25 protein-coding genes and 3 tRNA genes are annotated in these 23,221 nt (G+C 70.5%); 20 read left to right on the top strand and 8 right to left on the bottom strand.

The window, feature by feature from the left end; translation table 11 throughout:
* Positions 1-66 precede the first annotated feature (66 nt).
* A complete protein-coding gene (locus tag ABFJ78_RS00395) occupies positions 67-504 on the bottom strand; it encodes a hypothetical protein (RefSeq protein ID WP_436383466.1) in 438 nt (145 codons plus the stop codon).
* Between the two features lie 773 nt (positions 505-1,277).
* On the opposite strand from ABFJ78_RS00395, the gene ABFJ78_RS00390 reads away from it, so the two are divergent.
* From ABFJ78_RS00390 to ABFJ78_RS00370, 5 genes are all read left to right on the top strand, one after another.
* Entirely contained in the window at positions 1,278-1,532 is a 255-nt protein-coding gene (locus ABFJ78_RS00390; protein WP_364461157.1) for a hypothetical protein, read from the top strand.
* Between the two features lie 151 nt (positions 1,533-1,683).
* Positions 1,684-2,472: an SCO6745 family protein gene (locus ABFJ78_RS00385; RefSeq protein ID WP_436383465.1), complete on the top strand. Its 789-nt coding sequence runs from the start codon at positions 1,684-1,686 to the stop codon at positions 2,470-2,472.
* A 99-nt stretch (positions 2,473-2,571) separates the two neighbouring features.
* Positions 2,572-2,644: transfer RNA gene (locus ABFJ78_RS00380), tRNA-Glu, on the top strand.
* Positions 2,645-2,681: 37 nt separating this feature from the next.
* Positions 2,682-2,755: transfer RNA gene (locus ABFJ78_RS00375), tRNA-Asp, on the top strand.
* Positions 2,756-2,786: 31 nt separating this feature from the next.
* Positions 2,787-2,860 (top strand) — tRNA-Phe (locus tag ABFJ78_RS00370).
* A gap of 51 nt (positions 2,861-2,911) precedes the next feature.
* Here the strand turns inward: ABFJ78_RS00370 and ABFJ78_RS00365 are convergent.
* Positions 2,912-3,289: a hypothetical protein gene (locus ABFJ78_RS00365; RefSeq protein WP_436383464.1), complete on the bottom strand. Its 378-nt coding sequence runs from the start codon at positions 3,287-3,289 to the stop codon at positions 2,912-2,914.
* 308 nt (positions 3,290-3,597) lie between these two features.
* Between ABFJ78_RS00365 and ABFJ78_RS00360 the strand changes: the two genes are divergently transcribed.
* The 3 genes from ABFJ78_RS00360 to ABFJ78_RS00350 all read left to right on the top strand — a co-directional run bounded on the left by ABFJ78_RS00360 (position 3,598) and on the right by ABFJ78_RS00350 (position 5,447).
* Complete coding sequence (locus ABFJ78_RS00360) at positions 3,598-4,170, top strand: class I SAM-dependent methyltransferase (protein ID WP_436383463.1); 573 nt, start codon at positions 3,598-3,600, stop codon at positions 4,168-4,170.
* Positions 4,171-4,277: 107 nt separating this feature from the next.
* Entirely contained in the window at positions 4,278-4,628 is a 351-nt protein-coding gene (locus ABFJ78_RS00355; protein ID WP_436383461.1) for a YciI family protein, read from the top strand.
* 33 nt (positions 4,629-4,661) lie between these two features.
* Positions 4,662-5,447, top strand: a complete 786-nt coding sequence (locus ABFJ78_RS00350; protein WP_436383459.1) for an arylamine N-acetyltransferase family protein — start codon at positions 4,662-4,664, stop codon at positions 5,445-5,447.
* On the opposite strand, the gene ABFJ78_RS00345 is transcribed toward ABFJ78_RS00350, so the two are convergent.
* Together ABFJ78_RS00345 and ABFJ78_RS00340 are read right to left on the bottom strand one after the other, a co-directional pair.
* Complete coding sequence (locus ABFJ78_RS00345; RefSeq protein ID WP_436383457.1) at positions 5,441-7,753, bottom strand: sensor domain-containing protein; 2,313 nt, start codon at positions 7,751-7,753, stop codon at positions 5,441-5,443. The genes ABFJ78_RS00350 and ABFJ78_RS00345 overlap by 7 nt on opposite strands.
* 41 nt (positions 7,754-7,794) lie before the next feature.
* On the bottom strand, positions 7,795-8,535 hold the full coding sequence (locus ABFJ78_RS00340) for a rhomboid-like protein (protein ID WP_436383456.1): 741 nt from the start codon (positions 8,533-8,535) through the stop codon (positions 7,795-7,797).
* Positions 8,536-8,705: 170 nt separating this feature from the next.
* On the opposite strand from ABFJ78_RS00340, the gene ABFJ78_RS00335 reads away from it, so the two are divergent.
* The gene (locus tag ABFJ78_RS00335) at positions 8,706-9,218 is read left to right on the top strand and encodes a hypothetical protein (RefSeq protein WP_436383453.1); all 513 of its coding nucleotides are present in this window, start codon (positions 8,706-8,708) and stop codon (positions 9,216-9,218) included.
* Here the strand turns inward: ABFJ78_RS00335 and ABFJ78_RS00330 are convergent, their stop codons facing one another.
* Positions 9,219-9,665: a pyridoxamine 5'-phosphate oxidase family protein gene (locus ABFJ78_RS00330; protein ID WP_436383451.1), complete on the bottom strand. Its 447-nt coding sequence runs from the start codon at positions 9,663-9,665 to the stop codon at positions 9,219-9,221.
* 87 nt (positions 9,666-9,752) lie between these two features.
* On the opposite strand from ABFJ78_RS00330, the gene ABFJ78_RS00325 reads away from it, so the two are divergent.
* Positions 9,753-10,328 (top strand): TetR/AcrR family transcriptional regulator, encoded by a 576-nt coding sequence (locus ABFJ78_RS00325; protein ID WP_436383450.1) that lies wholly within the window; start codon positions 9,753-9,755, stop codon positions 10,326-10,328.
* On the opposite strand, the gene ABFJ78_RS00320 is transcribed toward ABFJ78_RS00325, so the two are convergent.
* On the bottom strand, positions 10,279-11,601 hold the full coding sequence (locus ABFJ78_RS00320; protein ID WP_436383449.1) for a nucleobase:cation symporter-2 family protein: 1,323 nt from the start codon (positions 11,599-11,601) through the stop codon (positions 10,279-10,281). The two genes, ABFJ78_RS00325 and ABFJ78_RS00320, sit on opposite strands and share 50 nt — an antisense overlap.
* A gap of 120 nt (positions 11,602-11,721) precedes the next feature.
* On the opposite strand from ABFJ78_RS00320, the gene ABFJ78_RS00315 reads away from it, so the two are divergent.
* Genes ABFJ78_RS00315 through ABFJ78_RS00290 form a run of 6 tightly spaced genes read left to right on the top strand, consistent with a single transcriptional unit; the run spans position 11,722 to position 17,170 of the window.
* The gene (locus tag ABFJ78_RS00315; protein WP_436383447.1) at positions 11,722-12,861 is read left to right on the top strand and encodes a 5-methyltetrahydropteroyltriglutamate--homocysteine S-methyltransferase; all 1,140 of its coding nucleotides are present in this window, start codon (positions 11,722-11,724) and stop codon (positions 12,859-12,861) included.
* Positions 12,858-13,175, top strand: coding sequence for an NIPSNAP family protein (locus ABFJ78_RS00310; protein ID WP_436383446.1), 318 nt, complete (start codon positions 12,858-12,860; stop codon positions 13,173-13,175). The genes ABFJ78_RS00315 and ABFJ78_RS00310 overlap by 4 nt, the downstream gene beginning before the upstream one ends.
* On the top strand, positions 13,172-13,963 hold the full coding sequence (locus tag ABFJ78_RS00305) for an IclR family transcriptional regulator (RefSeq protein ID WP_436383445.1): 792 nt from the start codon (positions 13,172-13,174) through the stop codon (positions 13,961-13,963). The genes ABFJ78_RS00310 and ABFJ78_RS00305 overlap by 4 nt, the downstream gene beginning before the upstream one ends.
* Positions 13,964-13,987: 24 nt before the next feature.
* Positions 13,988-15,211 carry an NAD(P)/FAD-dependent oxidoreductase gene (locus tag ABFJ78_RS00300; RefSeq protein ID WP_436383444.1) on the top strand — a complete coding sequence of 408 codons (1,224 nt, stop codon included), beginning with the start codon at positions 13,988-13,990 and terminating at the stop codon, positions 15,209-15,211.
* Positions 15,211-16,380, top strand: coding sequence for a 4-hydroxybenzoate 3-monooxygenase (locus ABFJ78_RS00295; RefSeq protein ID WP_436383442.1), 1,170 nt, complete (start codon positions 15,211-15,213; stop codon positions 16,378-16,380). The genes ABFJ78_RS00300 and ABFJ78_RS00295 overlap by 1 nt, the downstream gene beginning before the upstream one ends.
* 52 nt (positions 16,381-16,432) lie before the next feature.
* On the top strand, positions 16,433-17,170 hold the full coding sequence (locus ABFJ78_RS00290) for a Clp protease N-terminal domain-containing protein (protein WP_436383440.1): 738 nt from the start codon (positions 16,433-16,435) through the stop codon (positions 17,168-17,170).
* Between the two features lie 96 nt (positions 17,171-17,266).
* Here the strand turns inward: ABFJ78_RS00290 and gndA are convergent, their stop codons facing one another.
* Positions 17,267-18,706: an NADP-dependent phosphogluconate dehydrogenase gene (gene gndA, locus ABFJ78_RS00285; RefSeq protein WP_436383439.1), complete on the bottom strand. Its 1,440-nt coding sequence runs from the start codon at positions 18,704-18,706 to the stop codon at positions 17,267-17,269.
* 85 nt (positions 18,707-18,791) lie between these two features.
* Positions 18,792-19,712: an MBL fold metallo-hydrolase gene (locus tag ABFJ78_RS00280; RefSeq protein ID WP_436383437.1), complete on the bottom strand. Its 921-nt coding sequence runs from the start codon at positions 19,710-19,712 to the stop codon at positions 18,792-18,794.
* A gap of 235 nt (positions 19,713-19,947) precedes the next feature.
* Between ABFJ78_RS00280 and ABFJ78_RS00275 the strand changes: the two genes are divergently transcribed.
* The 4 genes from ABFJ78_RS00275 to ABFJ78_RS00260 all read left to right on the top strand — a co-directional run bounded on the left by ABFJ78_RS00275 (position 19,948) and on the right by ABFJ78_RS00260 (position 23,180).
* Complete coding sequence (locus ABFJ78_RS00275) at positions 19,948-20,811, top strand: helix-turn-helix domain-containing protein (protein WP_013222333.1); 864 nt, start codon at positions 19,948-19,950, stop codon at positions 20,809-20,811.
* Between the two features lie 100 nt (positions 20,812-20,911).
* The gene (locus ABFJ78_RS00270; RefSeq protein WP_436383435.1) at positions 20,912-21,739 is read left to right on the top strand and encodes an SAM-dependent methyltransferase; all 828 of its coding nucleotides are present in this window, start codon (positions 20,912-20,914) and stop codon (positions 21,737-21,739) included.
* Positions 21,736-22,584: an SAM-dependent methyltransferase gene (locus ABFJ78_RS00265; RefSeq protein ID WP_436383433.1), complete on the top strand. Its 849-nt coding sequence runs from the start codon at positions 21,736-21,738 to the stop codon at positions 22,582-22,584. The genes ABFJ78_RS00270 and ABFJ78_RS00265 overlap by 4 nt, the downstream gene beginning before the upstream one ends.
* Positions 22,581-23,180: a class I SAM-dependent methyltransferase gene (locus ABFJ78_RS00260; protein ID WP_436383431.1), complete on the top strand. Its 600-nt coding sequence runs from the start codon at positions 22,581-22,583 to the stop codon at positions 23,178-23,180. Before ABFJ78_RS00265 ends, ABFJ78_RS00260 begins: the two co-directional genes overlap by 4 nt.
* The last annotated feature ends 41 nt before the right edge of the window (positions 23,181-23,221 follow it).

Genomic DNA, 23,221 nt, shown 5'->3' with positions numbered 1-23,221 from the left:
TTTCTTAAGGCCTGAGCGAAGGGCCCCCGGCGATCCGATCGCCGGGGGCCCTTTCTCGTGTCCGTGTCAGCGCCGTCCGAGGGCCGGCGCGTCGAAGGCGTCGGCGGGGAAATGGAACTCGTCGGTGAGGTCGCTGAGGTCGCCGGTCTGCTGCTGCCGCTGGTCCTGCAGCGACGAGGCCTGGCCTTCCCAGTTGAGCCGCTCGAGGATCCATTCCTGGGCGAGCGCCTGGGGCGAGATCTCCCGCTCGGCGGCGATGTCCTTCAGCTGCTGGTTGGCGATGAGGCTCATCCGCAGCTGGATGACCTGCGCCTCGCCGAAGCGCTTGCCGGAGCCAGTGCTCTCGTTGTCGGCATCGGGCGCGAGTGCGGCGAGGTAGGAGGTGAGTTCCTTGTCCTCGACAACGCCATCGTCCGCAGGCTTCGCGGCACCACGATGGCGTCCGGAGGACGCGGCTTTGAGGTTCGTCCGGCTGCTCAAGCGGCCAAGGGAGGGAAGAGGCACGCCAGCCACGGTAACGGTTAGATCTCGCCAGACAAACCACTGTGAGCCACAACACGCCAAGCGGTCGCCCCGATCAGCCCAGCGGCTACCCGGATGGACTAGTGCGCACTGAACGCAGTGCAACAGGGTGTTAACGCACCGAGTCGATCACGCCAAGACCTGGCCAAAGGCAAAGAGCGGGCGACGGGACCGAGGCGATGAGCGGTCGATCGATGGGGCCGAGGGGTCCCGAGACACCGGGAGCGGCCGCTGCAAACCGGTCGAACGCAGTGGTGCGAAGGAGGTGCGCGAAGCGACGACAGAGCTCGCCAGGGCGCACAGCGCCCGAGGCGAAGAAAACCAGCCACCCCGAAAAGCCGCAAGGGACGCACCGTGGGGGGTCCGGGGGGCTCGGCCCCCCGGGTCAGCACCCCGAAATGAATCGGGCCGCCGAAGGGCGAAGCCCGAGAAAGCCCGAGAAATGGAGGACCCCCGCGCCAGGGGGAGGAACGCGGGGGTCGGAGGGGATCTCCACAGGCGCTGACCGGGGGTGTGTCAGCACTTCGATTGTTGCACGAGTTCCCCGCTTGGGCGAGTGGAGAGCGGGAAATTTCCGCGTGCGGTGTCACTTCCGGCCCAGGTGACCGTCGTTCGGGTGGCAGGCTTCTTCCGCTGTGCCGATTGCGCTGCGTTGAGCGGAGCGTGGCCTCAGGTTCACTCTCCGGGGGGCTGTGTGTGGCGGCCGGCGCTGGTTAGCCTCGCGGCCAAGCTGTTGTGAGCCGTGTGGAGGGGCTATGAGCGGGTCTGTTGAAGTGCGGCAGTTCCTCCTTCGGTACGAAGGTGCCGATGGGGGGAGTGCTCCGTTCGCCGGGGGGTTGCCGGCTCAGCGGAGTGGTGCCGCGGATGCGCAGCGGGTGTCGGACGATCAGGTTCGGCGGGCGCGGCTGGCCGTGGCGAACGGTGCGTTGGGGGTTGAGGACTGTGCGCAGCTGCTGGAGATGCTGGGGCTGAACCTGGACGAGGACGGGCAGGCGCCCGTCCAGCGCTGAGGCCGGGGGCCTGGCGGGGTGCCGCCGGGCCTGTCCGGTGATGTTCCTGCTGGTTGTCGCCGTTTCCGGTGAGTGATTCGCGAGGTCGCCGACGTTCCTTGACGCAGGTTTCGTAACAGTGTTACGTTTGCCGTGTCGAAAGGGGAGGGACATGACGACGATCGAAGGCGCGGCCGGGCTGGCGAACCGGATCCGGCCGGTCGTGCAGGTGCTGGGCGGCAAGTTCATGACGTCGCCGGAGCTGGCGGCGGTCGAGGCGGAGGCCGGGCTGCCGCCGCGCTCGCTCTACGTGCGGGGGCGGTCGGCCATGCTCGGAGACGTCCCGCCGAAGGTCGCCGCGGAGCTGTTCGGGATCTTCCCGCACTGGTTGTTCGAGTTCGTCCTGCCGCCCGCGACGGCGGCCTTGGACGCGCCTGCGTCCGTCCGTGCCTACGCGGAGTCATCGGCTCGGTGGTCGCGCGTCAACCTTTCGGCCGTATCGGAGCCCGGCCGTCTGGCGGAGCTGCTGTTCCGCGTCGTCGACGCCGCGGACGCCGGCGGGCTGGCGCTGTTCGCCGGGTGGCAGAACGCCGAGCGTCCGGAAGGGGACGTCGAACGGCTCGGGTTCGCCCTGACGCTCTTCCGCGAACTGCGCGGCGGCCTGCACTTCGCGGCGCTGCGGGCGGTCGGCCTGACGGTGCCGGAGGCGGTGATCGCGGACCCGGAGGGCGGCCGCGAGCGGCTGCTGCGCACGGCGTGGCCGGCGGAGGCCGCCGACGAGCTCGTGACGGCGGCCGAGCGCAAGCCCGATCTGCGCGACCGCTGGCGTCGCGCGGAGTCCCTGACCGACGACCGGATCGGCGAGCTCGTCGGCTCGACGCTGACCGATGGGGAGCAGTCCGAGCTGGATCGCCGGCTGGCGGAGCTGTTTGCGCAGGTCGTGGCTCCGTCGGGGGCTTAAGGAACCCCCGCTGCAAAGCGGTGGTGGCGTGCCCTATGCTTGTAATCGCTCCCGGGGGGACCTGAGAGCGCGGTCGGTCGGTCACCCGAAACCGGCCGGGCTCCCATCGTCCAGCGGCCTAGGACTCCGCCCTTTCAAGGCGGCAACGCGGGTTCGAATCCCGTTGGGAGTACGCAGTATCGTAGTAGGCAGTACCTATCTAGATGCAAGGCCCTGTGGCGCAGTTGGTTAGCGCGTCGCCCTGTCACGGCGAAGGTCGCGGGTTCGAGTCCCGTCAGGGTCGCAAGATCGTTCGGCTCCTTGCCGGCGTTCCCGGCCAGGTAGCTCAGTTGGTACGAGCGTCCGCCTGAAAAGCGGAAGGTCGCCGGTTCGACCCCGGCCCTGGCCACCGCAACGAAAACCGCCCCGAAGGCTCGGGGCGGTTTTTTCGTGTGCGGACTCACTTCGGGACGACGACGATCTGGTCGGCGTCCTCGTAGATGATCCGGCCCGGCGCCTCGTGCGCCACCAGCTTCGTGCAGCCGATGCCGTGGGCTTCGAGGATTTCGAGGTAGCCGCCGGCCCGGGCGACGAGGTCTCCGGCGGATTCCTTGAACCAGGCGGTCGCACCCGGGTTGACCGCCGAGTCGTAGACGGCCGGGTCGACCTCGGCCGGGTTCGTGTAGTGCGCTTCGTACCAGGCGTGGTTGGCCCGGCGGAACTCCTCCTGCGCCGGGGTCAGCCGGCCGGACCGGCTGAGGTTGTTGATCAACCCGAAGAAGCCGGGGTGCCGCCCGTCGGGGTTGGGCTCGGTGCTCTGGAACCTGACGTACGCCATGGCCAACCAATAGCGGATCCGGCGAGAATGCGGGGCGTGTACTGCCTTGAAGCGGTCGTCGCCGGCGAAGGAGTGCTTCGGCGGGCGGGACCACGCTCGACGGGTTCTGGAAGGCGCCGCTGGGGTTCGGTGCTCCTCGGCCCCCTACGGCCGGCCGAGGACGAGCGGCCGGGACCCGCCGGAAGCCCGATCTCGCAGGCACTCCGCGCGCTCGGCGTGGAGCGGGGCGCACACTTCGACGAGTTCGACGCCGCCGGGCTCGGGCGGCACCGGGCAACAAGCGCCTGGGTGACCACGAAAGACTTGCCGTGACGCCGAACCCCTGGGACGCCGAAGCCGCGACCTTCGACGAGCAACCCGACCACGGCCTCAAGGACCCCGCCGTCCGCCGAGCCTGGGCTGACCTCCTCCTCCCGCTGATGCCCGCCCCCAACAGCAAGGTCGTCGACGTCGGGTGCGGGACCGGGAGCCTCTCCCTTCTCCTCGCCGAGGCCGGCCACGACGTCCGCGGCATCGACTCCTCCGCCGCGATGCTCGACGTGGCACGAGAAAAGGCCAAGGGTGCCGTCGACTTTCGCCAGGGCGACGCCGCCGACCCGCCCATCGGGGAGACCTACGACGTCGTCCTCTCAAGGCACGTCCTCTGGGCCATGCCCGATCCGGGAGCCGCCCTCGAAAAGTGGGTCAAGCTCCTCGACCCCGACGGACGCCTGATCCTCATCGAAGGACGCTGGTTCACCGGCGCCGGACTCACCCCGGCTGACTGCCGAGCCCTCGTCGAAGCGTACCGGCGCGAGGCTGACCTGCGGATGCTCGACGATCCCGCCCTCTGGGGCCGGGAAATCGACGACGAACGGTACCTGCTCCTCAGCCGCCACTAGGCCGAACGAGTGAACTCGAAACTCCCGTGTCCGGTCCACGCGCACCGCACCGACCACCCGGCGAAAGGCAGCCCACCCCGGGCCGCCACCCACACCGGGGAGCCGACGTGCGATACCTCCTTACCCTCCACATGAACCCGACCCTCTGGGACACCCTCACCGACGACCAGAAGAGCGCCGTCTACGAAGGACACGGCGACTTCACCAAGCTCATCACCGACACCGGCGAAATGGTCGGGACCAAGGCGCTCGCCGAGCCGGCCGAGACCAAGACCGTGCGCGTCAAGGACGGGGCCACCAACGTCCAGGACGGTGCCTTCATCGAGACCGAAGCCTTCTTCTGCGGCTACTACATCGTCGACGTCGAGACCGAGGAGCGCGCCGTCGAGCTGGCCGCCATGATTCCCGATGCCCAGTACACCGCCGTCGAGGTGCGGAAGATCGTGCACGAGGGTTGACCTCGATCAAGGTCGAGGGTGCACGCTGACCCCATGACCACCGAGTGGGGCACCGACGCCGTCGATCTGGACGCCTACCTGACGCGCGTCGGAGAAAAACGACGCCCGCCGTCCGAACAAGCGCTCAACGACCTCGTGCGCGCCCACGTCCAGGCCATCCCGTTCGAGAACGTCGACGTCGTTCTCGGGCAGCACCAAGGGATTTCGCTCGACGTCGTGCACGCGAAGCTCGTCGGACGGCGGCGGGGCGGCTACTGCTACGAGCAGAGCGGCCTCTTCGCCGCCGTCCTCGAGCAGCTCGGCTACCGCGTCCACCGGCTCGCCGCGCGCGTGCAGCCGCGGCGGCCCGGGCCCTACACCCACATGACGCTCGTCGTGGAAGCGGAAAACCGGAGATTCCACGCCGACGTCGGGTTCGGTGCCGGGATCCTCGCCCCGATGCCGCTCGTCGACGGCCAGGAAACCGACCAGGCCGGCTGGCCGCACCGGCTGACCGAGAAAAACGGCTGGTGGACCCTCAAAAAGGGCGACGAAGACCTGCTCGACTTCCGGCTCGACGGCATGCACCCCATCGACTACGAGGTCTACCACCACTACACCTCGACGCACCCGAAGTCGCCGTTCACCGGCCGGCTGGTGATCATGACGCTCGAACCGGGCGTCAGCCGGAAGCTGCTCGGCCGCGAGCTCACCGTCGAAAAACCCGACGGCAGCAGCGAAACCACCACGATCGGCCCCGAGGAGCTCGACGCCACCCTCAAGGACTTCGGCATCGAACTGACCGCGGACGAACTGGCGCGCCTGAAAGCCGTCTACTGACCGAAAAGTTCGGCCGCCGCCACCGGGCGGCCGAGGTGGTAGCCCTGGGCCTGGTCGCACCCCAACGCGCGGAGCAGGTCCAGCTGCTCCGCCGATTCGACGCCCTCCGCGATCACCGTCAGGTCGACCGCGTGCGCCATGGCGATGATGCTCGTGACGATCGCCTCGGCGTCCCGCGACTCCGCGATCCCGGTGATGAACGAACGGTCGATCTTCAGCGTGTCCAGCGTCAGCCGGCGCAGCTGCGCGAGCGACGAATAGCCGGTGCCGAAGTCGTCGATCGCCAGCAGCACGCCCAGCGAGCGCAGGGACGCGAGCACCTCCGCGGCCGCCTCCTGATCGCGCATCAACGCGCTCTCGGTGACCTCCAGGCACAGCGCGCCGGCCGGCAACCCCGTGCCGGCCAGCGCGTCCTGCACCGCGGGCACCAGGTGCGGGTCGTCGAGCTGGCGCGTCGACAAGTTGACCTTCAGCGTCAGGTCCAGGCCCTGCTCGCGGCGCCGCGTGGCGAGCTCGCGAGTGGTCGCGCGCAGCATCTCCTTGCCGATCACGTTGATCAGGTCGCTCTCTTCGGCCAGCGGGATGAACTCCGCGGGCGAGATCGCGCCGTGGCGGGGGTGCGTCCAGCGCAGCAGCGCCTCGACCGCGACCATCTCGCCGGTCCGCAGGTCGACGACCGGCTGGTAGGCCGGCCAGAGCTGGCCGTCGTGCACCGCGTCGCGCAGGTCCTGCTCCATCCGCAGGCGCCGCTGCATCCGCTCGCGCAGGCCGACGTCGAAGAAGTGGTGCCGGCCGCGCCCGAGCGTCTTCGCCTGGTACATCGCGACGTCGGCGTCGCGCAGCAGGTCCTCGGCGCTGCGGCGGTCCGCGGTCGGCACGAGCACGACGCCGATGCTCGCGTCGAGGTGCAGCTGCCGGCCGAGCACGCCGATCGGTTCGGCCAGCGCGGCCCGCAGGTGCTCGGCCAGCGCCCGCACTTCGCCCGGCTCGGTGACTTCGCCGGTGACGACGACGAACTCGTCGCCGCCGAGCCGCCCGACCAGGTCGTCGCGGCCGGAGGAGCGGCGCAGGCGCTCGCCGACGATCCGCAGCACCTGGTCGCCGACCGAGTGCCCGAGCGAGTCGTTGATGACCTTGAACTTGTCCAGGTCGAGGAACAGCACGGTGACCGCGCCGCGCCGGTCGGCGGCGAGCCGGTCGAGCACCAGGGTCCGGTTGCCCAGCCGGGTCAACGGGTCGTGGGTGGCGTCGTGCGCGAGCTGCGCGCTGATCGCGCGGGTCTCGGTGATGTCGGTGAACGACGTCACCACGGCCAGCGCCGCCGGGTCGTCCGGGTTGAGCAGCCGCGAGGTCAGCGACACCCAGACGTCGCGGCCGTCGGGCCGGCGCAGCCGCACCACCAGGCCGTTGTGCGTGACGCCGGTCCGCCGCGTCTGCACCGACGGCGTCTCGTCCGGCGGGATCCAGTGCCCGGACTCGGTGAACAGCACCAGCGTGTGGCAGGGGACGCCGATCAGGTCGGCTTCGGGGACGCCGATGATCCGGCACGCGGCCGGGTTCGCGGCCTCGATCAGCCCGCCGGCCCCCATCACCAGGACGCCTTCGTCGAGCGACGCGACGACCGTGCGGTAGTTCTGCTCGGCCCGCCGCCGCGCGGTTTCGTCCGCGCAGACCAGCACGTACCCGTCGTTCATCTCAGCTGCCGAAACGCGGACCGCCAGGGGCGCGCCGTCCCGTCGCCGGTGCACTGCTTCGGTGACCCCGCCGCCGGACAGGTCCAGCGGCGCGCCGACCAGCTCGCTCGCCCGCCGTCCGACGGCTTCGGCCGCGGTCCAGCCGTACACCGCCTCGGCGGCCGGGTTCCAGCTGGTCACGACGCCTTCGCCGGTGGTCGCGATCAGCGCGTCGCTGACGTGCGACACCAGCGCGGCCTGGTAGCGCAGGGCGTCCGCGGCCGCCTTCTTCGCCGTGATGTCCCGCATGACGACCTGGTAGGCGAGCCCGCCGCCGAGGCGCACCGACACCGCCTCCACGGCGAACTTGCTCCCGTCCAGCCGTGACATCAGCGCCTCGACCGGCTCGCTCGCCTGCCCCGGTTCGGTCAGCCTCGCCAGCTTCTCGACCACGGCCGCCCGCGACTCCTCGGCGACGAAGTCGGTGAACCGGCGGCCGACCACCTCGTCGGCCGAGCGCGCGGCGAACGTCTCGAGCGCGGCGCGGTTGGCGTAGGTGAGGACGCCGTTCTCGTGGACGCAGATCGCGTCCGGGCTCAGCTCGACCAGTTCGGCGAGGGCGTCTGCCTGCATGAGCGTCCGTCCCCCCGGCAGTCGGCGTGTGGCTCGGTCGATTACACCACCGACTCCGGCGCCTGCCTACCCGCCGGAATCCCGGCCCGGCCTGCGGAAGCGCCGCGCAGCCGCGGCCCCCAGAACAGCAGGCCGAAGTGCGCGGCGAACGCGTGGCCGAGCAGCGTGACGACCGAGTCGAGGCCCAGCGGGTCGTCGCTCAGCCAGACCACCGCGATGAACGCCTCCATGACGGCCAGCGCCACCAGCCGGGCGCGGCCGCGCAGCAGGAAGACGAGCGCGCCGGCGGTGGTGAAGAAGCCGTAGCTGACGCCGATGTCGAGCCAGTGCCCGGCCGAGTTCGGCAGCACGTGCGCGCTGATCAGGGCCATCACCGGCAGCTCGGTGACGAGCGTGGCCAGCACGTGGCCGGAGAAGAACACGGTCGCCGCGCGGCGGGCGCCGAACCGGCGTTCCAGCGGCGCGACGGCGATCGCGAAGATCACGACGTAGGCGAGCCAGCCTTCGTCGGACAGCCAGAGCGCGCTGGTCAGCAGTGAGGTCAGCGGCCGCCGCCACAGGTTGTGGGCGTCGGTGCTGGACAGCTGGAGCAGCCGGGTGGTCAGCTCCGGGTCGGCGAACTTCAGCAGCAGCGTCGTGCCGAGCAGGAGGACCAGGTAGCCGAACGTGAACGGGGTCGACTTCGGGTTCGGGACGAGCTGCCGCACGCCGCGGCGCGGGACGGCGATCCGGGGGACCGGCCGATCGGCTTTCAGCAGCATGGACTGAGCTTCGCCGGTCATGCTGGGAGCATGCCGAACCGCAGCTGTGAATCCGCTGTGGAATGTCACCCACAGTCAAGGTTTTCGTTACGTGACGAGTTTTTGCCAGAATCTCACCCGTTCGGGGGTCTTGTGCGGTAAAAATACGGCCACGATGTCGGCCGAAAGGCCTCTCGGGAAGGTCTGTCGGGGTGAACGACGAGGTATCGGTCGCCGAGCTGCTCGTGCGCGAGGGCTGGGGTGAGCGTTCAGGACCGGGGCAGTCGCGGTGGCGGGTGCTCGCGGTGATGCTCGCCGTCGTCATCGGCTGCGGCGCCGCGGCGGTGCTGGTCGGCCTCGGCGGCAAAGGCACCCAGGACGCATCCCCGGTCGACCAGATCCAGGTCATCCCCTTCCCGCAGCGCACCACCGGGCTCGGCGGTGCCGACCAGGCCACGGACTCCCCGCCCGAGGGCGGCACCGGCGGCGGCGACGTCGTCCCCGGCGCCGGCGTGCCCCGCGAGACCGTCACCGAGGTGCCGGGCACCGACCCGACCACCGCGAGCAGCGCGGATCCCACGACGACGTCCACCACGCCGACCAGCGGCGACCCGTCGAGCACGGTCCCCACGACCACGACGCCCCCGTCCGGTGGTCACCAGCCGCCCCCGCCTTCGAGCCCCGCCCCGCCGCGGCCGTCGTGCATCCTGATCATCTGCTGGTGATCAGGCCAGCTGCTCCGCGACGTCGCTGAAGTCCGACGTGTTCCAGCGTTCCGGGCGCATCACGATCGCGATGTTGTTCCCGTGGGCGCCGTCCATCGCGTCGGTGTAGGCCCCGCTGACGCCCGGGGGCAGGTAGCGGGCCGCGATCTCGTGCCGCTCGGCCTTCGTCATCGGCCACGTCTTCACCACCGGGCCCTCGACCGAGACGTACTTGTAGACGCCGTCCTGCTGCTGGACGCACAGCGCGAACCGGCCGGCCGCCTCGATCAGCCGGGTCTTGCGCAGGCCCGGTGACGTCATCACGACGACGTCGCCGCCCGGCTCGTAGCGGTACCAGATCGGCGTGGTCAGCGGAGCCCGGCCGGGTTCGGCGGCGACGCTGAGCACGCCGACCTGCGGCTGGGCCAGGAACTCTTCACGCTCTTCGACTGTCATCTTGCGGGCCACCGGAATCTCCTTAAAGCCAACTTGTTTGCTTTAACGCTAGCCCTGCCGGCAGCACAAAAGCAAGCACGTTTGCTTTAAGGTGTGGTCATGACCCGACCCGGCGGCCGCAGCGCCCGCGTCCGAGACGCCGTGCACGACGCTGTCGTCGAGCTGCTCGCCGCCGGCGAGATCGACGCGACCATCCCGCGGATCGCCGAACGCGCGGGCGTCAACCCGACGAGCATCTACCGGCGCTGGGGCAGCCGTGACCACCTGCTGCTCGACGCCGCCGTGACGCGCCTGCGCGAGACGTCGCCCATCCCGGACACCGGCACGCTGCGCGGTGACCTGGAGGGCTGGGCCGACGGCGTCGAACACGCGATGCGCGACCGGCACGGCCAGATCCTGCTGCGCGCGCTCGTCGCCACCATGGCCCCGGACCAGGAGCCGATCGAGTACCTCAGAGCCCGCGGCGAAGACCTGCAGGCGACGCTCGACAAGGCCGCAGCGCGCGGCGAGCGGGTGCCGACGGTCGACGAGGTCCTCGACTTCGTCCTGGCCCCGCTCTACCTGCGTGTGCTGTTCCGGCGCCCGGTCGAGCCGGGCACGGGGGCCCGGCTCGTCGAGCGGCTGCTCACGGCGCTTCCAGCAGATCCGGCTCCGAACGCCGGCCGAGGTGGTTGAACAGCAGGTTCAACGCGAACGCCAGCACCGCCGCCACCGTGATCGAGCTGCCGCAGATCGTCTGCAGCCACGCGGGGAAGTGCTGGAAGATCTTCGGCGCGAACGCCGGCAGCAGGCCGACGCCGAGGGCGACCGCGACGATGAAAGTGTTGTGGTTGCCGGAGAACTCGACCTTGCGAAGGTTCTGCGCGCCCACCGCCGCGACCATCGCGAACATGACCACCGCGACCCCGCCGACCACCGGCTGCGGGATCGCCGCGATGAACGCGCCGATCTTCGGCACCAGGCCCATCAGCACCAGGATCCCGCCGGTCACCGCGACCACCCAGCGGCTGCGCACGCCGGTCATCCGCACCAGCCCGACGTTCTGCGCGAACGCCGTGTCGGGGAAGGAGTTCATGACACCGCCCAGCACGGCCGAGAAGCCGTCGGTGGCCAGGCCACGCGCGAGGTCGGAGTCGGTCGGCGGGCGACCGGTGATCTCGCCGACGGCGATCATGTCGGCGGTCGACTCGGTGAACGTCACCAGCATGACCACGCACATCGACAGCACCGCGGCGACCGGGAACGTCGGCGCCCCGAAGTGGAACGGCGACGCGAGCCCGAACCAGCTCGCCGCGCCCAGCCCGTCCCAGTGCACCAGCCCCATCGGGATCGCGATCACCAGCCCGATCGCCAGGGCCAGCAGCGGGCCGATCTGGTTGGCGAACCCGCGCAGCACCCGCGTGAACAGCACCAGCAGCGCGAGCACGCCGAACGCGAGCAGGATGTGCGACAGGGCCGCGTAGTCGGACGCCGTGGGATCGTTGCCCGCGATCAGCCCCGCGCCCGGGCCGAGCAGCGAGACGCCGATGACGAGCAGCAGCGTCCCGGTGACCAGCGGCGGGAAGAACCGGATCAGTCGCGCAAAGGGTCTGGCGATGAGCAGCCCAAAAACACCGGATGCCAGCATCGCGCCGTACACCGCGGGCAGGCCGTACTGGGACGCGATCAGGATCATCGGGTTCACGACGCTGAACGTCGCGCCCGCCACCACCGGCAGCCGGATGCCCAGCAGCTTGCCGACGCCGACCGCCTGGATCAGCGTCGCGACGCCCGCCACCAGCAGGTCCGCGTTGACCAGCAGCCCGATCGTCGCCGGGTCCAGCTTCAGCGCGCTGCCGACGATCAGCGGGACCGCGACCGAACCGGCGTACATGATCGACATGTGCTGCAGGCCGAGCAGCGCCAGCCGCCCGGCGGGCAGGACTTCGTCGACCGGGTGTTTCGTCATGCACAGGCCCCTTTCACCGGGGGACAGCCAACGCTCCGCGCGTGACGGTAGCAAGTCTCGCGGGTCATGATCTTGTTTCCGGGGGCGGCGGAACGGTCCCGGATGTGTGACCATCGGTGCATGACTTCGGGCGGTATTTCCCAGGTGGGCCCGCCGTTTCGCGCCGATCACGTCGGGAGCCTCCTGCGGCCCCCGGTACTGCGTGACGCGCGGCGGCGGCGCGAAAGCGGCGAGATCGGTGCGGAGCAGCTCCGCGCGGTCGAGGACGACGCGATCCGCGACGTCATCAAGATGCAGAAGGCGGCCGGGCTGAGCTCGGCCACCGACGGCGAGTTCCGGCGTGCCTCCTGGCACATGGACTTCATCTACGCGCTCGGCGGCGTCTCGAAGAGCGACGAGCGGCTGCACGTCAAGTTCCACAACCTGGCGGGCGACCTCGAGTTCAGCCCGCCGGGCCTGCAGGTCGACGGGAAGGTGCGGCTCGACGAGCCGATCTTCGCCGAGCACTTCAAGTTCCTGCAGTCCCATGTGGACCCCGGTGTGACGCCGAAGCTGACCATCCCGTCGCCGAGCATGGTCTACTACCGCGGCGGCCGGGCGGCGGTCAGCGAGACCGTCTACCCGGACCTCGAGGAGTTCTACACCGACCTGAGCGCGGCCTACAAAGCGCAGATCGCCGCGATGGCCGGCCTCGGCTGCCGGTACCTGCAGCTCGACGACACCAGCCTCGCCTACCTCAACGACCCGGCGCAGCGGGAGCTCGTCGCGCGGATGGGCGGCGACCCGGACCGCCAGCACCTGCGCAACATCGCGACGCTGAACGCGGCGCTGGAGGGCCGTCCCGAGGGGCTGGCGGTGACGACCCACCTGTGCCGCGGCAACTTCCGGTCGTCGTGGGTCGCGTCCGGCAGCTACGAATTCGTCGCCGAGGCGCTGTTCGGCGACCTGGCCGTCGACGGGTTCTTCCTGGAGTTCGACGACGAACGCTCCGGCGGCTTCGAACCGCTGCGGTTCGTGCCCAAGGACAAGAAGGTCGTCCTCGGCCTGGTCACGACCAAGCGGCCGGAGCTGGAGGACCCGGACGTCCTGGTGCGGCGCATCGAGGAGGCTTCGCAGTACGTCGACGTCGACCAGCTCTGCCTGTCGCCGCAGTGCGGGTTCTCCTCGACCGAGGAGGGCAACGACCTCACCCCGGACGACCAGCTGCGCAAGCTCGAGCTGATCGTGGCCACGGCCGACCGCGTCTGGGGCGGCAAGTGATCACCTGCGTCGTCGACTACGTCATCGACCCCGCCAAGATCGCCGACTTCGAACGCTTCGCCGCCGCGTGGATGCGGCTGGTGCAGCGCGAAGGCGGGATCCACCACGGCTACTTCCTGCCGTCGGAGGGGGCGAGCGACGAAGCCCGCGCGCTGTTCAGCTTCGAGAGCCTCGCCGCGTACGAGCGCTACCGGACGCTGTTCGGCGTCGACCCGGACTTCATCGAGGCCGACAAGATCCGCGAAGAAAGCGGGTGCGTGGTGCGGTACCGGCGGTCGTTCATGCGCCCCTTGCTGCCGGACGACGAAGTGTGAGACACAGCGCGAAGCGGCCGCCGTCGGTCGTGGACCGCGTCCTCGACCTGCTGGGCGCGTTCACGGCCGAGCGGCCGCGGCTCACACTGTCCGAGCTCAGCCGCCGCGCCGGGCTCCCGCTGTCGACGACCCACCGGATCGCCGGCGAGCTGACCAAGCGCGGCGCGCTCGTCCGCGACGAGGCCGGCGTCTACCGCGTCGGGCTCTGGCTGTGGGAAGTCGCGTCGCTCGCCCCGCACGGCGCCGAGCTGCGGGAGAGCGCGATGCCGTTCCTCGAGGACCTCTACGAGGCCACGCACCAGAACGTGCAGCTCGCCGTCCTCGACGGGCCGGAGGTCGTCTACGTCGAGCGCATCTCCGGCCGCGGCGCGGTCAACGTCCTGACCCGCGTCGGCGGCCGGCTGCCCGCGCACGCCACCGGCGTCGGCCAGGTCCTGCTCGCGCACGCCGCCGCCGAGGCGCAGGAGGAGGTCCTGGCCGGGCCGCTCAAGACGTTCACGCCGAAGACGATCACCGCGACCGGGCAGCTGCGGCGGGTCCTGGCCGACGTCCGCCGCGACGGCTACGCGATCAGCGACGGCCAGATCGAGCTGATCTCCCTGTCCGTGGCGGCCCCGGTCTACGACTCGACCGACGAGGTCGTGGCGGCGATCTCGGTGGTCGTCCCGGCCGAGGGGACGGACCCGCGGACGCTGGTCCCGGCCGTCCGGGCCGCGGCGCGCGGCATCTCGCGGGTGCTCGGGGCGCCGCGGGCCCTGCGGTCCTCGGGCGACTCCTCGACGGCTTGAGGCTCGTGTGATCGGATGGCAGGCATGGGTGCACAGAACACGGTCCTCGTCGTCGGAGCGGGGCAGAGCGGGTTCCAGGCCGTCGCGTCGCTGCGGGACCGCGGCTTCGCCGGCCGGGTCGTGCTGGTCGGGGACGAGCCGGGCGTGCCGTACCAGCGGCCGCCGCTGTCGAAGGCCTACCTGGCCGGGACCGCCGGGCTCGAACAGCTGCACCTGCGTGGCGAGGACTTCTTCGCGGAGAAGGACATCGAGCTGGTCGCCGGGCGGGTCGCGGCGATCGACCGGCCCGCGTCGAAGGTCCGTCTCGAAGACGGCACCGAGCTGGCCTACGACCACCTGGTCCTCGCCACCGGCGCGCGCAACCGGACGCTGCCCGTGCCCGGCGCGGACCTGCCGGGCGTGCTGACCCTGCGCACGCGCGACGACGCCGACCGGCTACGGGAGTCCCTGGCCGGTGCCGAGAACGTGGTCGTGGTCGGCGGCGGGTTCATCGGGCTGGAATTCGCCTCGCACGCCGGCCGCCCGGTGACGATCGTCGAGGCGCAAGACCGGCTGCTCAACCGCGTCGCGACGCCGGAGATCTCCGCCTACTTCGCCGCGCTGCACCGAGATGCCGGGCACACGGTCCTGCTCGGCCAGGGCGTCTCGGCGCTGCACGGCGACTCGCGCGTGCGTGAGGTCGAGCTGTCCGACGGCACCCGGCTGCCCGCCGACCTCGTCGTGGTCGCCGTCGGGGTCGTGCCGGAGACGACGCTGGCCGCCGAAGCGGGCCTCCCCGTGGACAACGGCGTCGTCGTCGACGCCCACCTGCGGACCGCCGACGAGCGGATCTTCGCGATCGGCGACTGCGCCAACTTCCCGTGCGTGCAGGCGGGCGCGGCGACCCGGCTGGAGTCCGTGCAGAACGCCGTCGACCAGGCCCGGTGCGTGGCCGCGGCGATCACCGGCGCACCCGAGCCGTACGCGAGCCTGCCGTGGTTCTGGACCGACCAGTCGGGCGCGAAGCTGCAGATCGCCGGGATCCTGTCCGGCGCCGACAAGACGGTGGTCGCGGGCGACCGGGCCGCGGGCAAGTTCTCGGTGCTGTCCTTCCGCGACGACGTCCTCATCGCCGTCGAGTCGGTGAACCGGCCGGCCGACCACATCGCCGCGCGGCGCCTGTTCACCGCCGACCCGCACCCGGCGTACGCGGACCTCGAAGCGAGCGCGTTCGACCTGAAGGCGCACCTGAAGTCGCGAGCGGCGTGATGCGTACCCAGGTCGCGGTCATCGGCGCGGGCCCGGCCGGGCTGCTGCTGTCGTTCCTGCTGCACGAAGCCGGGATCGACTGCGTGGTCCTGGAAGCCCGCGACCGCGAGTACGTCCGGCAGCGCGTGCGCGCCGGGGTGTGCGAGCAGCCGACCGTCGAGCTGCTGACGTCGCTGGGGCTCGGCGACCGGCTGGCCGCGGAGGGCATGCCGCACGAGGGGCTGTCACTGCGGTTCGACCGCGCCGACCACCGGATCGCGCTGACCGAGCTGACCGGCCGGCGCATCACCGTGTACGGGCAGCAGGAGATCGTCAAGGACCTGATCGACGCGCACGAGGCACGCGGCCGGCCGATCTCGTACGAGGTTTCGGACGTCACTCTGTCCGATGTGGACACTGAGCGGCCGGTCGTGCGCTACCGCGACTCAGACGGTGTTTCGCAGACCATCGAATGCGACGCCGTGGCGGGCTGCGACGGCTTCCACGGCATCTCACGTCCGTCCATTGCGGACAGTCTGACGGTGTACGAGCGCGAATACCCGTTCGCCTGGCTGGGTGTCCTGGCGCAGACCCCGCCGTCGCACCACGAGCTGATCTACGTCCACCACGAGCGCGGGTTCGCGCTGCACAGCATGCGGACGCCGGAGATCACCCGGCTGTACCTGCAGGTCGACCCGGCCGAGTCCCTCGACGCCTGGTCCGACGACCGGATCTGGGAGGAACTGACCGCCCGCCTGGACGTCGAAGGCGACTTCACGCTCCGGGAGGGGCCGATCCTCGACAAGGGCATCACGCCGATGCGCAGCTTCGTCGCGGAACCCTTGCGCCACGGCCGGCTGTTCCTGGCCGGCGACGCGGCGCACATCGTCCCGCCGACGGGCGCGAAGGGCATGAACCTGGCGATCGCCGACGTCCGGGTGCTGTCCCGGGCCCTCGAAGCGTTGCTGCGCGGGGACGAATCCCTGGCCGCGGCCTACTCGGACACCTGCCTGCGGCGGGTCTGGCGGGCCGAGCACTTCTCCTGGTTCATGACGACGATGCTGCACACCGACCCGCGCGCCGACGGCTTCGCCCGGCAGTTGCAGCTGTCGCAATTGCGCTACACGACGTCGTCGCGCGCGGCGGCGACCAGCCTGGCCGAGAACTACGTCGGGCTGCCGTTCGCCTGAGATCGTCAACCGGCGGTTGACGCGTGCTGCGCGTCAACCTACAGTTGACGGCATGACCCTACCGACCAACATCAAGCTCGACGACCTCATCAGCGCGATCAAGAGCAACAACGAGAAGGACGCCCTCGCCCAGCTCACCGACGCCGTCTACGTGGGTCAGCACCTCGGCGAGGTCGCCGACCACCTGATCGGCCACTTCGTGGACCAGGCCCGGCGGTCCGGGGCCTCCTGGACCGACATCGGCGCCAGCATGGGCGTGACCAAGCAGGCCGCGCAGAAGCGGTTCGTACCCAAGGTCGATCCGGGCGGCGACCCGTCGGGGACGATCGAGCGCGTCTACGGCCGCTACACGGACCGGGCGCGGCACGTCGTCGTCGAGGCCCAGAAGGCCGCCGTCGAGCACGCCAGCCCGGAGATCGACACCGTGCACATCGTGCTGGGCCTGCTGACCGAGCCCGCGGCGCTGGCGGCCGGGGCGATCCTGGCCCAGGGCGTGCAGCTCGACGCCGTCCGCGAAGCCGCCGAAGCGCGGTTGCCGGAGCCGGTCGACCCGGTGCCGAACGTGGTGCCGTTCTCCGGGGCCGCCAAGAAGGCCCTCGAACTCACCATGCGCGAGGGGCTGCGGCTCGGGCACAACTACATCGGCACCGAGCACATGCTCCTGGCGCTGCTGGAACAGCGCGAGGGCACCGGCTTCGAGGTGCTCGACGGCCTGGGCGTCAAGAAGGACAAGGCCGAGGCGAAGATCCTGGAGGTGCTGGCGGAGATCCTCGCCGCACGGGGGCAGTGAGACTCCTGGTGGCGGCCGCGCTGCTCGCGCTGCTGCTGGTGACGCTGCTCTGACCGGGCGGGACCAGGGGGTCTTCCCGGTCAGAGCAGCGGCCGATCAGGCGTCGGACTCCGGGCGGCCGTCGGCGGCCCAGGCCGTGTGGAACGAACCTTCGCGATCGACGCGGCGGTACGTGTGCGCACCGAAGAAGTCGCGCTGGCCCTGCACGAGCGCCGCCGGCAGGCGGTCGGCGCGGAGGCCGTCGTAGTACGCCAGCGCCGTCGAGAAGCCCGGCGTCGGGATGCCCAGCTGGACCGCCGTCGAGATCACCGACCGCCACGAGTCCTGCGCGTCCTCGACGGCCTTGCGGAAGCCGCCCGAGGTGAGCAGCGTCGGCAGCTCCGGCTCGTCGGCATAGGCCGAAGTGATGTCGTTCAGGAACTTCGCGCGGATGATGCAGCCACCGCGCCAGATCGAGGCGACCTTGCCCAGGTCGATGTCCCAGCCGTACTCGGTCGCGCCGGCCTGGATCTGGTTGAAGCCCTGCGCGTACGCGACGACCTTCGACGCGTACAGCGCCTGTTCGACGTCGTCGGCGAAGCGGTCCAGCGCCGAGCCCGACAGCGGCGACGCCGACGGGCCGCCGAGCCCGCGGGCGGCCGCGCGCAGCGGCTTCGAGCCGGACAGCGAACGCGCGAAGACGGCTTCGGCGATACCCGAGATCGGCACGCCCAGGTCGAGGCCGATCTGCACCGTCCAGCGGCCGGTGCCCTTCTGCTCCGCGGCGTCCTCGACGATGTCCACGAACGGCTTGCCGGACGCCTGGTCGACGTGCGCCAGCACCTCGGCGGTGATCTCGATCAGGTAGGAGTCGAGCCGCCCGGTGTTCCACGTGCGGAACACGTCGGCGATCTCGGCGGGGGAGTAGCCGCCCGCGTGCCGCAGCAGGTCGAACGACTCCGCGATCAGCTGCATGTCGGCGTACTCGATGCCGTTGTGCACCATCTTGACGAAGTGGCCGGCGCCGTCCGCGCCGATGTGCGTGCAGCACGGCTCGCCGTCGACCTTCGCCGAGATGTCCTCGAACAGCGGGCCAAGCGACTCGTACGACTCCTTCGAGCCGCCGGGCATGATGCTCGGCCCGTGCAGCGCGCCTTCCTCGCCGCCGGAGACGCCGCTGCCGACGAAGTGCAGCCCACGCTCGCGCAGCGCCTTCTCGCGGCGGCGCGTGTCGGCGAAGTGCGCGTTGCCGGCGTCGATGATGACGTCGCCCTCTTCGAGCAGCGGCGCGAACTCCTCGATGACGGCGTCGGTCGGGCCGCCCGCCTTGACCATGATCACGACCTGCCGGGGCCGCTCCAGCGCGTCGACGAACGCCTGCGCGGAGTACGCCGGGATGAAGTCGCCCTCGTCGCCGAACTGCTCCACCAGCGCGCGGGTCCGCTCCTCGGACCGGTTGTGCAGGGCCACCGTGTGCCCGTGCCGGGCCAGGTTGCGGGCCAGGTTGCGGCCCATGACCGCCAGGCCGGTGACCCCGATGCTCGCCTTCTTGCTCATCCGAATCCTCTCGAAGTCTCTCTCGATTCAGACAGTAGTCCGATCGACGCCTCTAGGGAGGCCACGAGGGAGCAGCTCACTCAGTTCAGGAGAAGCAGCGGATCGGGCCCTTGTTGTAGGCGAGCATGTCGGTGATCGCCGCGACGAGGTCGATCTGCGCGCCCCACTCGGCGCCCTCCAGCTCGGCGTACGCGCGGTGGAGGTTGCCCGGCAGCCGCTCCTGCTCGCTCAGCGACGCGAACTCGCCGAGGTCCGTCTCCTTCGCCACCTCGAGCGGCGACAGCCCGGCGGCCTTCCCGCGCTCGGCCGTCTTCTGGACGAACCCGAGGTATTCGTCCACTTTGTCCACGACGTCGAGCCCACAGGGGCCGCCGTGACCGGGCAAGATCACTTCGGGCGACAGCTCCCGGATGACGTCGAGGCCCCGGCGCCAGCCCGCCACCGAGCCCATCAGCGCGAACGGGCTGCCGCCGTTGAACACCAGGTCACCGGCGTAGAGCACGCGCTGCTCGGGCAGCCAGACCAGGACGTCGTTGGTCGTGTGGGCCGCGTGGCCGGGGTGGATCAGCTCGAGGGTGACGTCGCCGGCGTACACGGTCAGCCGGTCGTCGAACACGACCTCCGGCGGCCGCGACCGCAGCTCGCCCCAGTCGCTGCCGACGAAGACGCCCTCGAACGTCTGGATGCCCTCGGCGACCATCAGCTCGCGGGTCTTGCGGTGGCCGATCACCGTCGCGCCCTCGACCAGGTAGTTGCCGTTGGTGTGGTCGCCGTGGTGGTGGGTGTTGACCAGCGTCGTCACCGGGCTGCCGGTGGCGGCCTCGACCGCGGCGAGCAGCGCCCGCGTCCGGCGCTCGGTCGAGCAGGTGTCGATGAGGACGGTGTGGTCACCGGCGTCGACGACACCGCAGTTGTTGATGTACCAGGAGCCGTCCGGCTGTACGTAGCCGTGGACCCGGTCGGCCAGCCGGGTGACGGCGGCGGCGGAGGGCGAACGATCGGTCACGGGGCCACTATGCCCGAGACGCGGCTCCGCCGGTTGGCGGAATAATTCGGAATTTCACTGGTCCAGGCGAGTGATAGCGCAGGTGACTGGCATTCCGCGGCGTTTCCTGGAACGCTGCGCGATGTCATCATCGAGATCCGCAAGGTGAAGCACTAACCTGGGTGGGTTCGATAGTTCGCGTGCGACGGCGGCCGGTGGCCGTCGTCGCTTGGTAGTGGTCCGGGAGAGCAGGGCGATGGCCAGCACCGTCACCTCGCGCCGGAAGCAGCTCGGCAACGAGCTCCGGCATGCCCGCACCGCGGCGCGGATGACACAGCAGCAGGTCGCCGAGGTTCTCGGCTGCACCCAGGGCAAGGTCAACAAGATCGAGTCCGGTGCCGTCGGGGTGAAGCTCGGGGATGTGCGATCGATGCTGAACGCGTTCGGGATCAACGGCGAAGAGGCCGACACGCTGATGAACCTGGCGCGGGCCGCCGCCGGGCAGCGCGGCCACTGGTCCGGCTACCGCTCGGTGGTGCCGCACTGGTTCCGCACCTTCACCGACCTGGAGCCCGCGGCCGCGGAGATCCTCACCTGGCACGGCGAGCGCATCCCGGGCCCGCTGCAGTCCGAGCACTACATGCTCAAGCAGTTCACCGAGGCGGGCGCGACCGACGTGACCTCGCTGGTGCGCAACCGGCTCGACCGCAAGGCGGTGTTCGAGCAGCAGCAGCCGCCCTACTACCGGTTCATCATCAGCGAGGGCGCGCTGCGCCGGGCACCCGGCGGGTACGCGCCCGCGGTGATGCTCGACCAGGTCGAGCACCTGCTCTCGCTCGAGAAGCACCCGCGCGTCTACGTGCACGTGCTGCCGTTCGGCGCGCGGCTGGCCGCGGTGCCCAACGATTTCACGATCATGCGCTTCCCGGACCGCACCCGGGACTTCGTCTACATCGAGCACTCCGCCGGCGGGCTGTACCTCGACGACGTCAAGGACTTCAACATCTTCGTCGACTCGTGGGACCGGCTGCGTGGAGCCGCGCTGGAGCGGCAGGAGACCCGGCAGTTCCTCAAGGAGCTCGCGGAGGGTTACCGCGCCCAGATGCAGCAGCTCCAATAGGGCGAACGGCCGCCTGAGGTATCCCGGCCGGTGAACAACTTTCGGTAGAGTCGGTCTGTTGCGCTGGAATCCACCGGAAGTTTCGCCCGAAGGGGACATCGTGGACCCCGACTTCCTCCCCGACGCCGTCGACCTCGACCGGCCGAACGTGGCGAGGATCTACGACTGGGCCCTCGGCGGTACCGCGAACTGGGCGATCGACCGGCAGTTCGGCGAGCTGGCCGTGAAAGCGTTTCCGCTGGCGAAGACCCTGGCCCGGGGCAACCGCGACTTCCTCGGCCGGGCCGTGCGCTACTGCCTGTCCGAAGGCATCACGCAGTTCCTCGACCTCGGCTCCGGCATCCCGACCGCCGGCAACGTCCACGAGGTGGCCGACGAGTACGCCGACGACAGCCGCTGCGTCTACGTCGACAACGAGCCGGTGGCCGTCGCGCACGGCCGGATGCTGCTCGACGAGGAAGGCGACCCGGAGCGGCACGCCGTCCTGCACGCCGACCTGCGCGACGCCGAGGAGGTCTGGACCGCCGCGCTGGCCACCGGCGTGCTCGACCCGGACCGGCCGATCTGCCTGCTCAGCGTGGCCGTGCTGCACTTCCTGCCGGACGTCACCGGCGTCCGCGAAGCCATCCGCGACTACCGGACGCTGCTGGCGCCGGGGTCGGCGTACGTCCTTTCGCACGCGACCGAGTCCGGCGTCGAGGGCGACGAGCTCGAGCAGATCCGGAAGCTCGTGAAGCTGTCCGAGCGGTCGAGTTCGCCCGCGGTGTCCCGGACGCTCGACGAGATCGCCGCGTTCTTCGGTAACTTCGAGGTGGTCGAGCCGGGAATCGTGCCTGTGGGAGAGTGGCGTCCCGAGCCCGGCGCCGCCACGGTCCCCCTCGCGAGCGTGGTCGGCGGTGTCGGCCGCAAGCCTGGAGGATGGACATGACCACGCAGGATCCCGAGGCCCCCGAAGGCGTCGACCTCGAGCGGCCCAACGCGGCCCGCATCTACGACTGGTTCCTCGGCGGCGACGCCAACTGGGCCATCGACCGCCAGTTCGGCGAGCAGGCGGTCAAGACGTTCCCGATGATCAAGACCGTGGCCCGGGTCGGCCGCGACTTCCTCGGCCGCGGCGTCCGGTACCTGGCCCGCAACGGCATCGACCAGTTCCTCGACCTCGGGTCGGGCGTGCCGACGGTCGGGAACGTCCACGAGGTCGCGGCGGCGGTGAACCCGAACGCGCGGTGCGTGTACGTCGACAACGAGCCGGTCGCGGTGGCGCACTCGCAGATCCTGCTGGAGAAGGAAGGCGTGGCGGACCGGCACGCGGTGCTGCAGGGCGACCTGCGCGACCCGGCCGACATCTGGAAGCGCGCGCTCGACACCGGCGTCCTCGACCCGAACCGCCCGATCGGCCTGATCATCGTCGGCGTCCTGTACTTCCTCGGCAAGGACGAGCCGGTGGCCCAGACCATTCAGAAGTACCTGTCGCTGCTGCCGTCCGGCTCGTACTTCCTGTCCTCGCACCTCACGAGCGACGGCCTCGAGAACATGGCCGACTCCGAGAGCCGCGAGTCGATCATGGCGCAGTACAACAAGTCGAGCACGCCGCTGCACCTGCGCTCGCGCGAGGAGTTCACGACGTTCTTCGACGGCTTGGAGCTCGTCGAGCCGGGCATCGTGTACCTGCCGGAGTGGCACCCGGAGGAGATGGAGTCCCGGGCGACGAAGAAGCTGGCGAACGATCCCGCGTTCGTCGGCCACATCTGCGGCCTCGGCCGCAAACCGTGACGGCTGCCTACGACGCGGTCGCGGAACAGTACGCCGAGTTCGTCCGCGACATCTGGGATGGCGACCCCCTGGACCGCGCCGCGTGGACGGCGTTCGCCGACTACGTGCGCGGCCGGGGACCGGTCGCGGATCTCGGCTGCGGGCCGGGGCACCTGACGGCGCACTTGAGTTCCCTGGGGGTCGACGCGTTCGGGATCGACGTGTCCCCGGCGATGGTTTCCCTGGCGCGCGCGGCTCGTCCTTCGCTGCGGTTCGTCGTCGGTTCGATGGCGGCGCTGGACGTGCCCGACGCGTCGCTCGCGGGGATCCTGTCGTGGTACTCGGTGATCCACACGCCGCCGGCGGAGCTGCCAAGGTATTTCGCCGAATTCACCCGGACGTTGGCGCCCGGTGGTCACGTTCTGTTGGGGTGCTTCGAAGCCGGAGAGATCTCGCCGTTCGACCACAAGGTGACGACGGCGTACGTGTGGCCGCTGGACGCGCTGGCTTCGATGGCGTCCGCGGCGGGGCTCGCCGAGGTGGGCCGGATGTACCGGGAGCACGTCGAGGGGGAGCGGCCGTACCGCCAGGGGCGGTTGTTCCTGCGGAAACCGTAGCCTCGGCCCGGTCCCGGACGTCATGAACGACTCTTTCCTGG

The organism is Amycolatopsis sp. MEPSY49, from assembly GCF_051337345.1.
Taxonomy (GTDB): Bacteria; Actinomycetota; Actinomycetes; order Mycobacteriales; family Pseudonocardiaceae; genus Amycolatopsis.
This window is presented reverse-complemented; position numbering and strand designations above follow the sequence as displayed.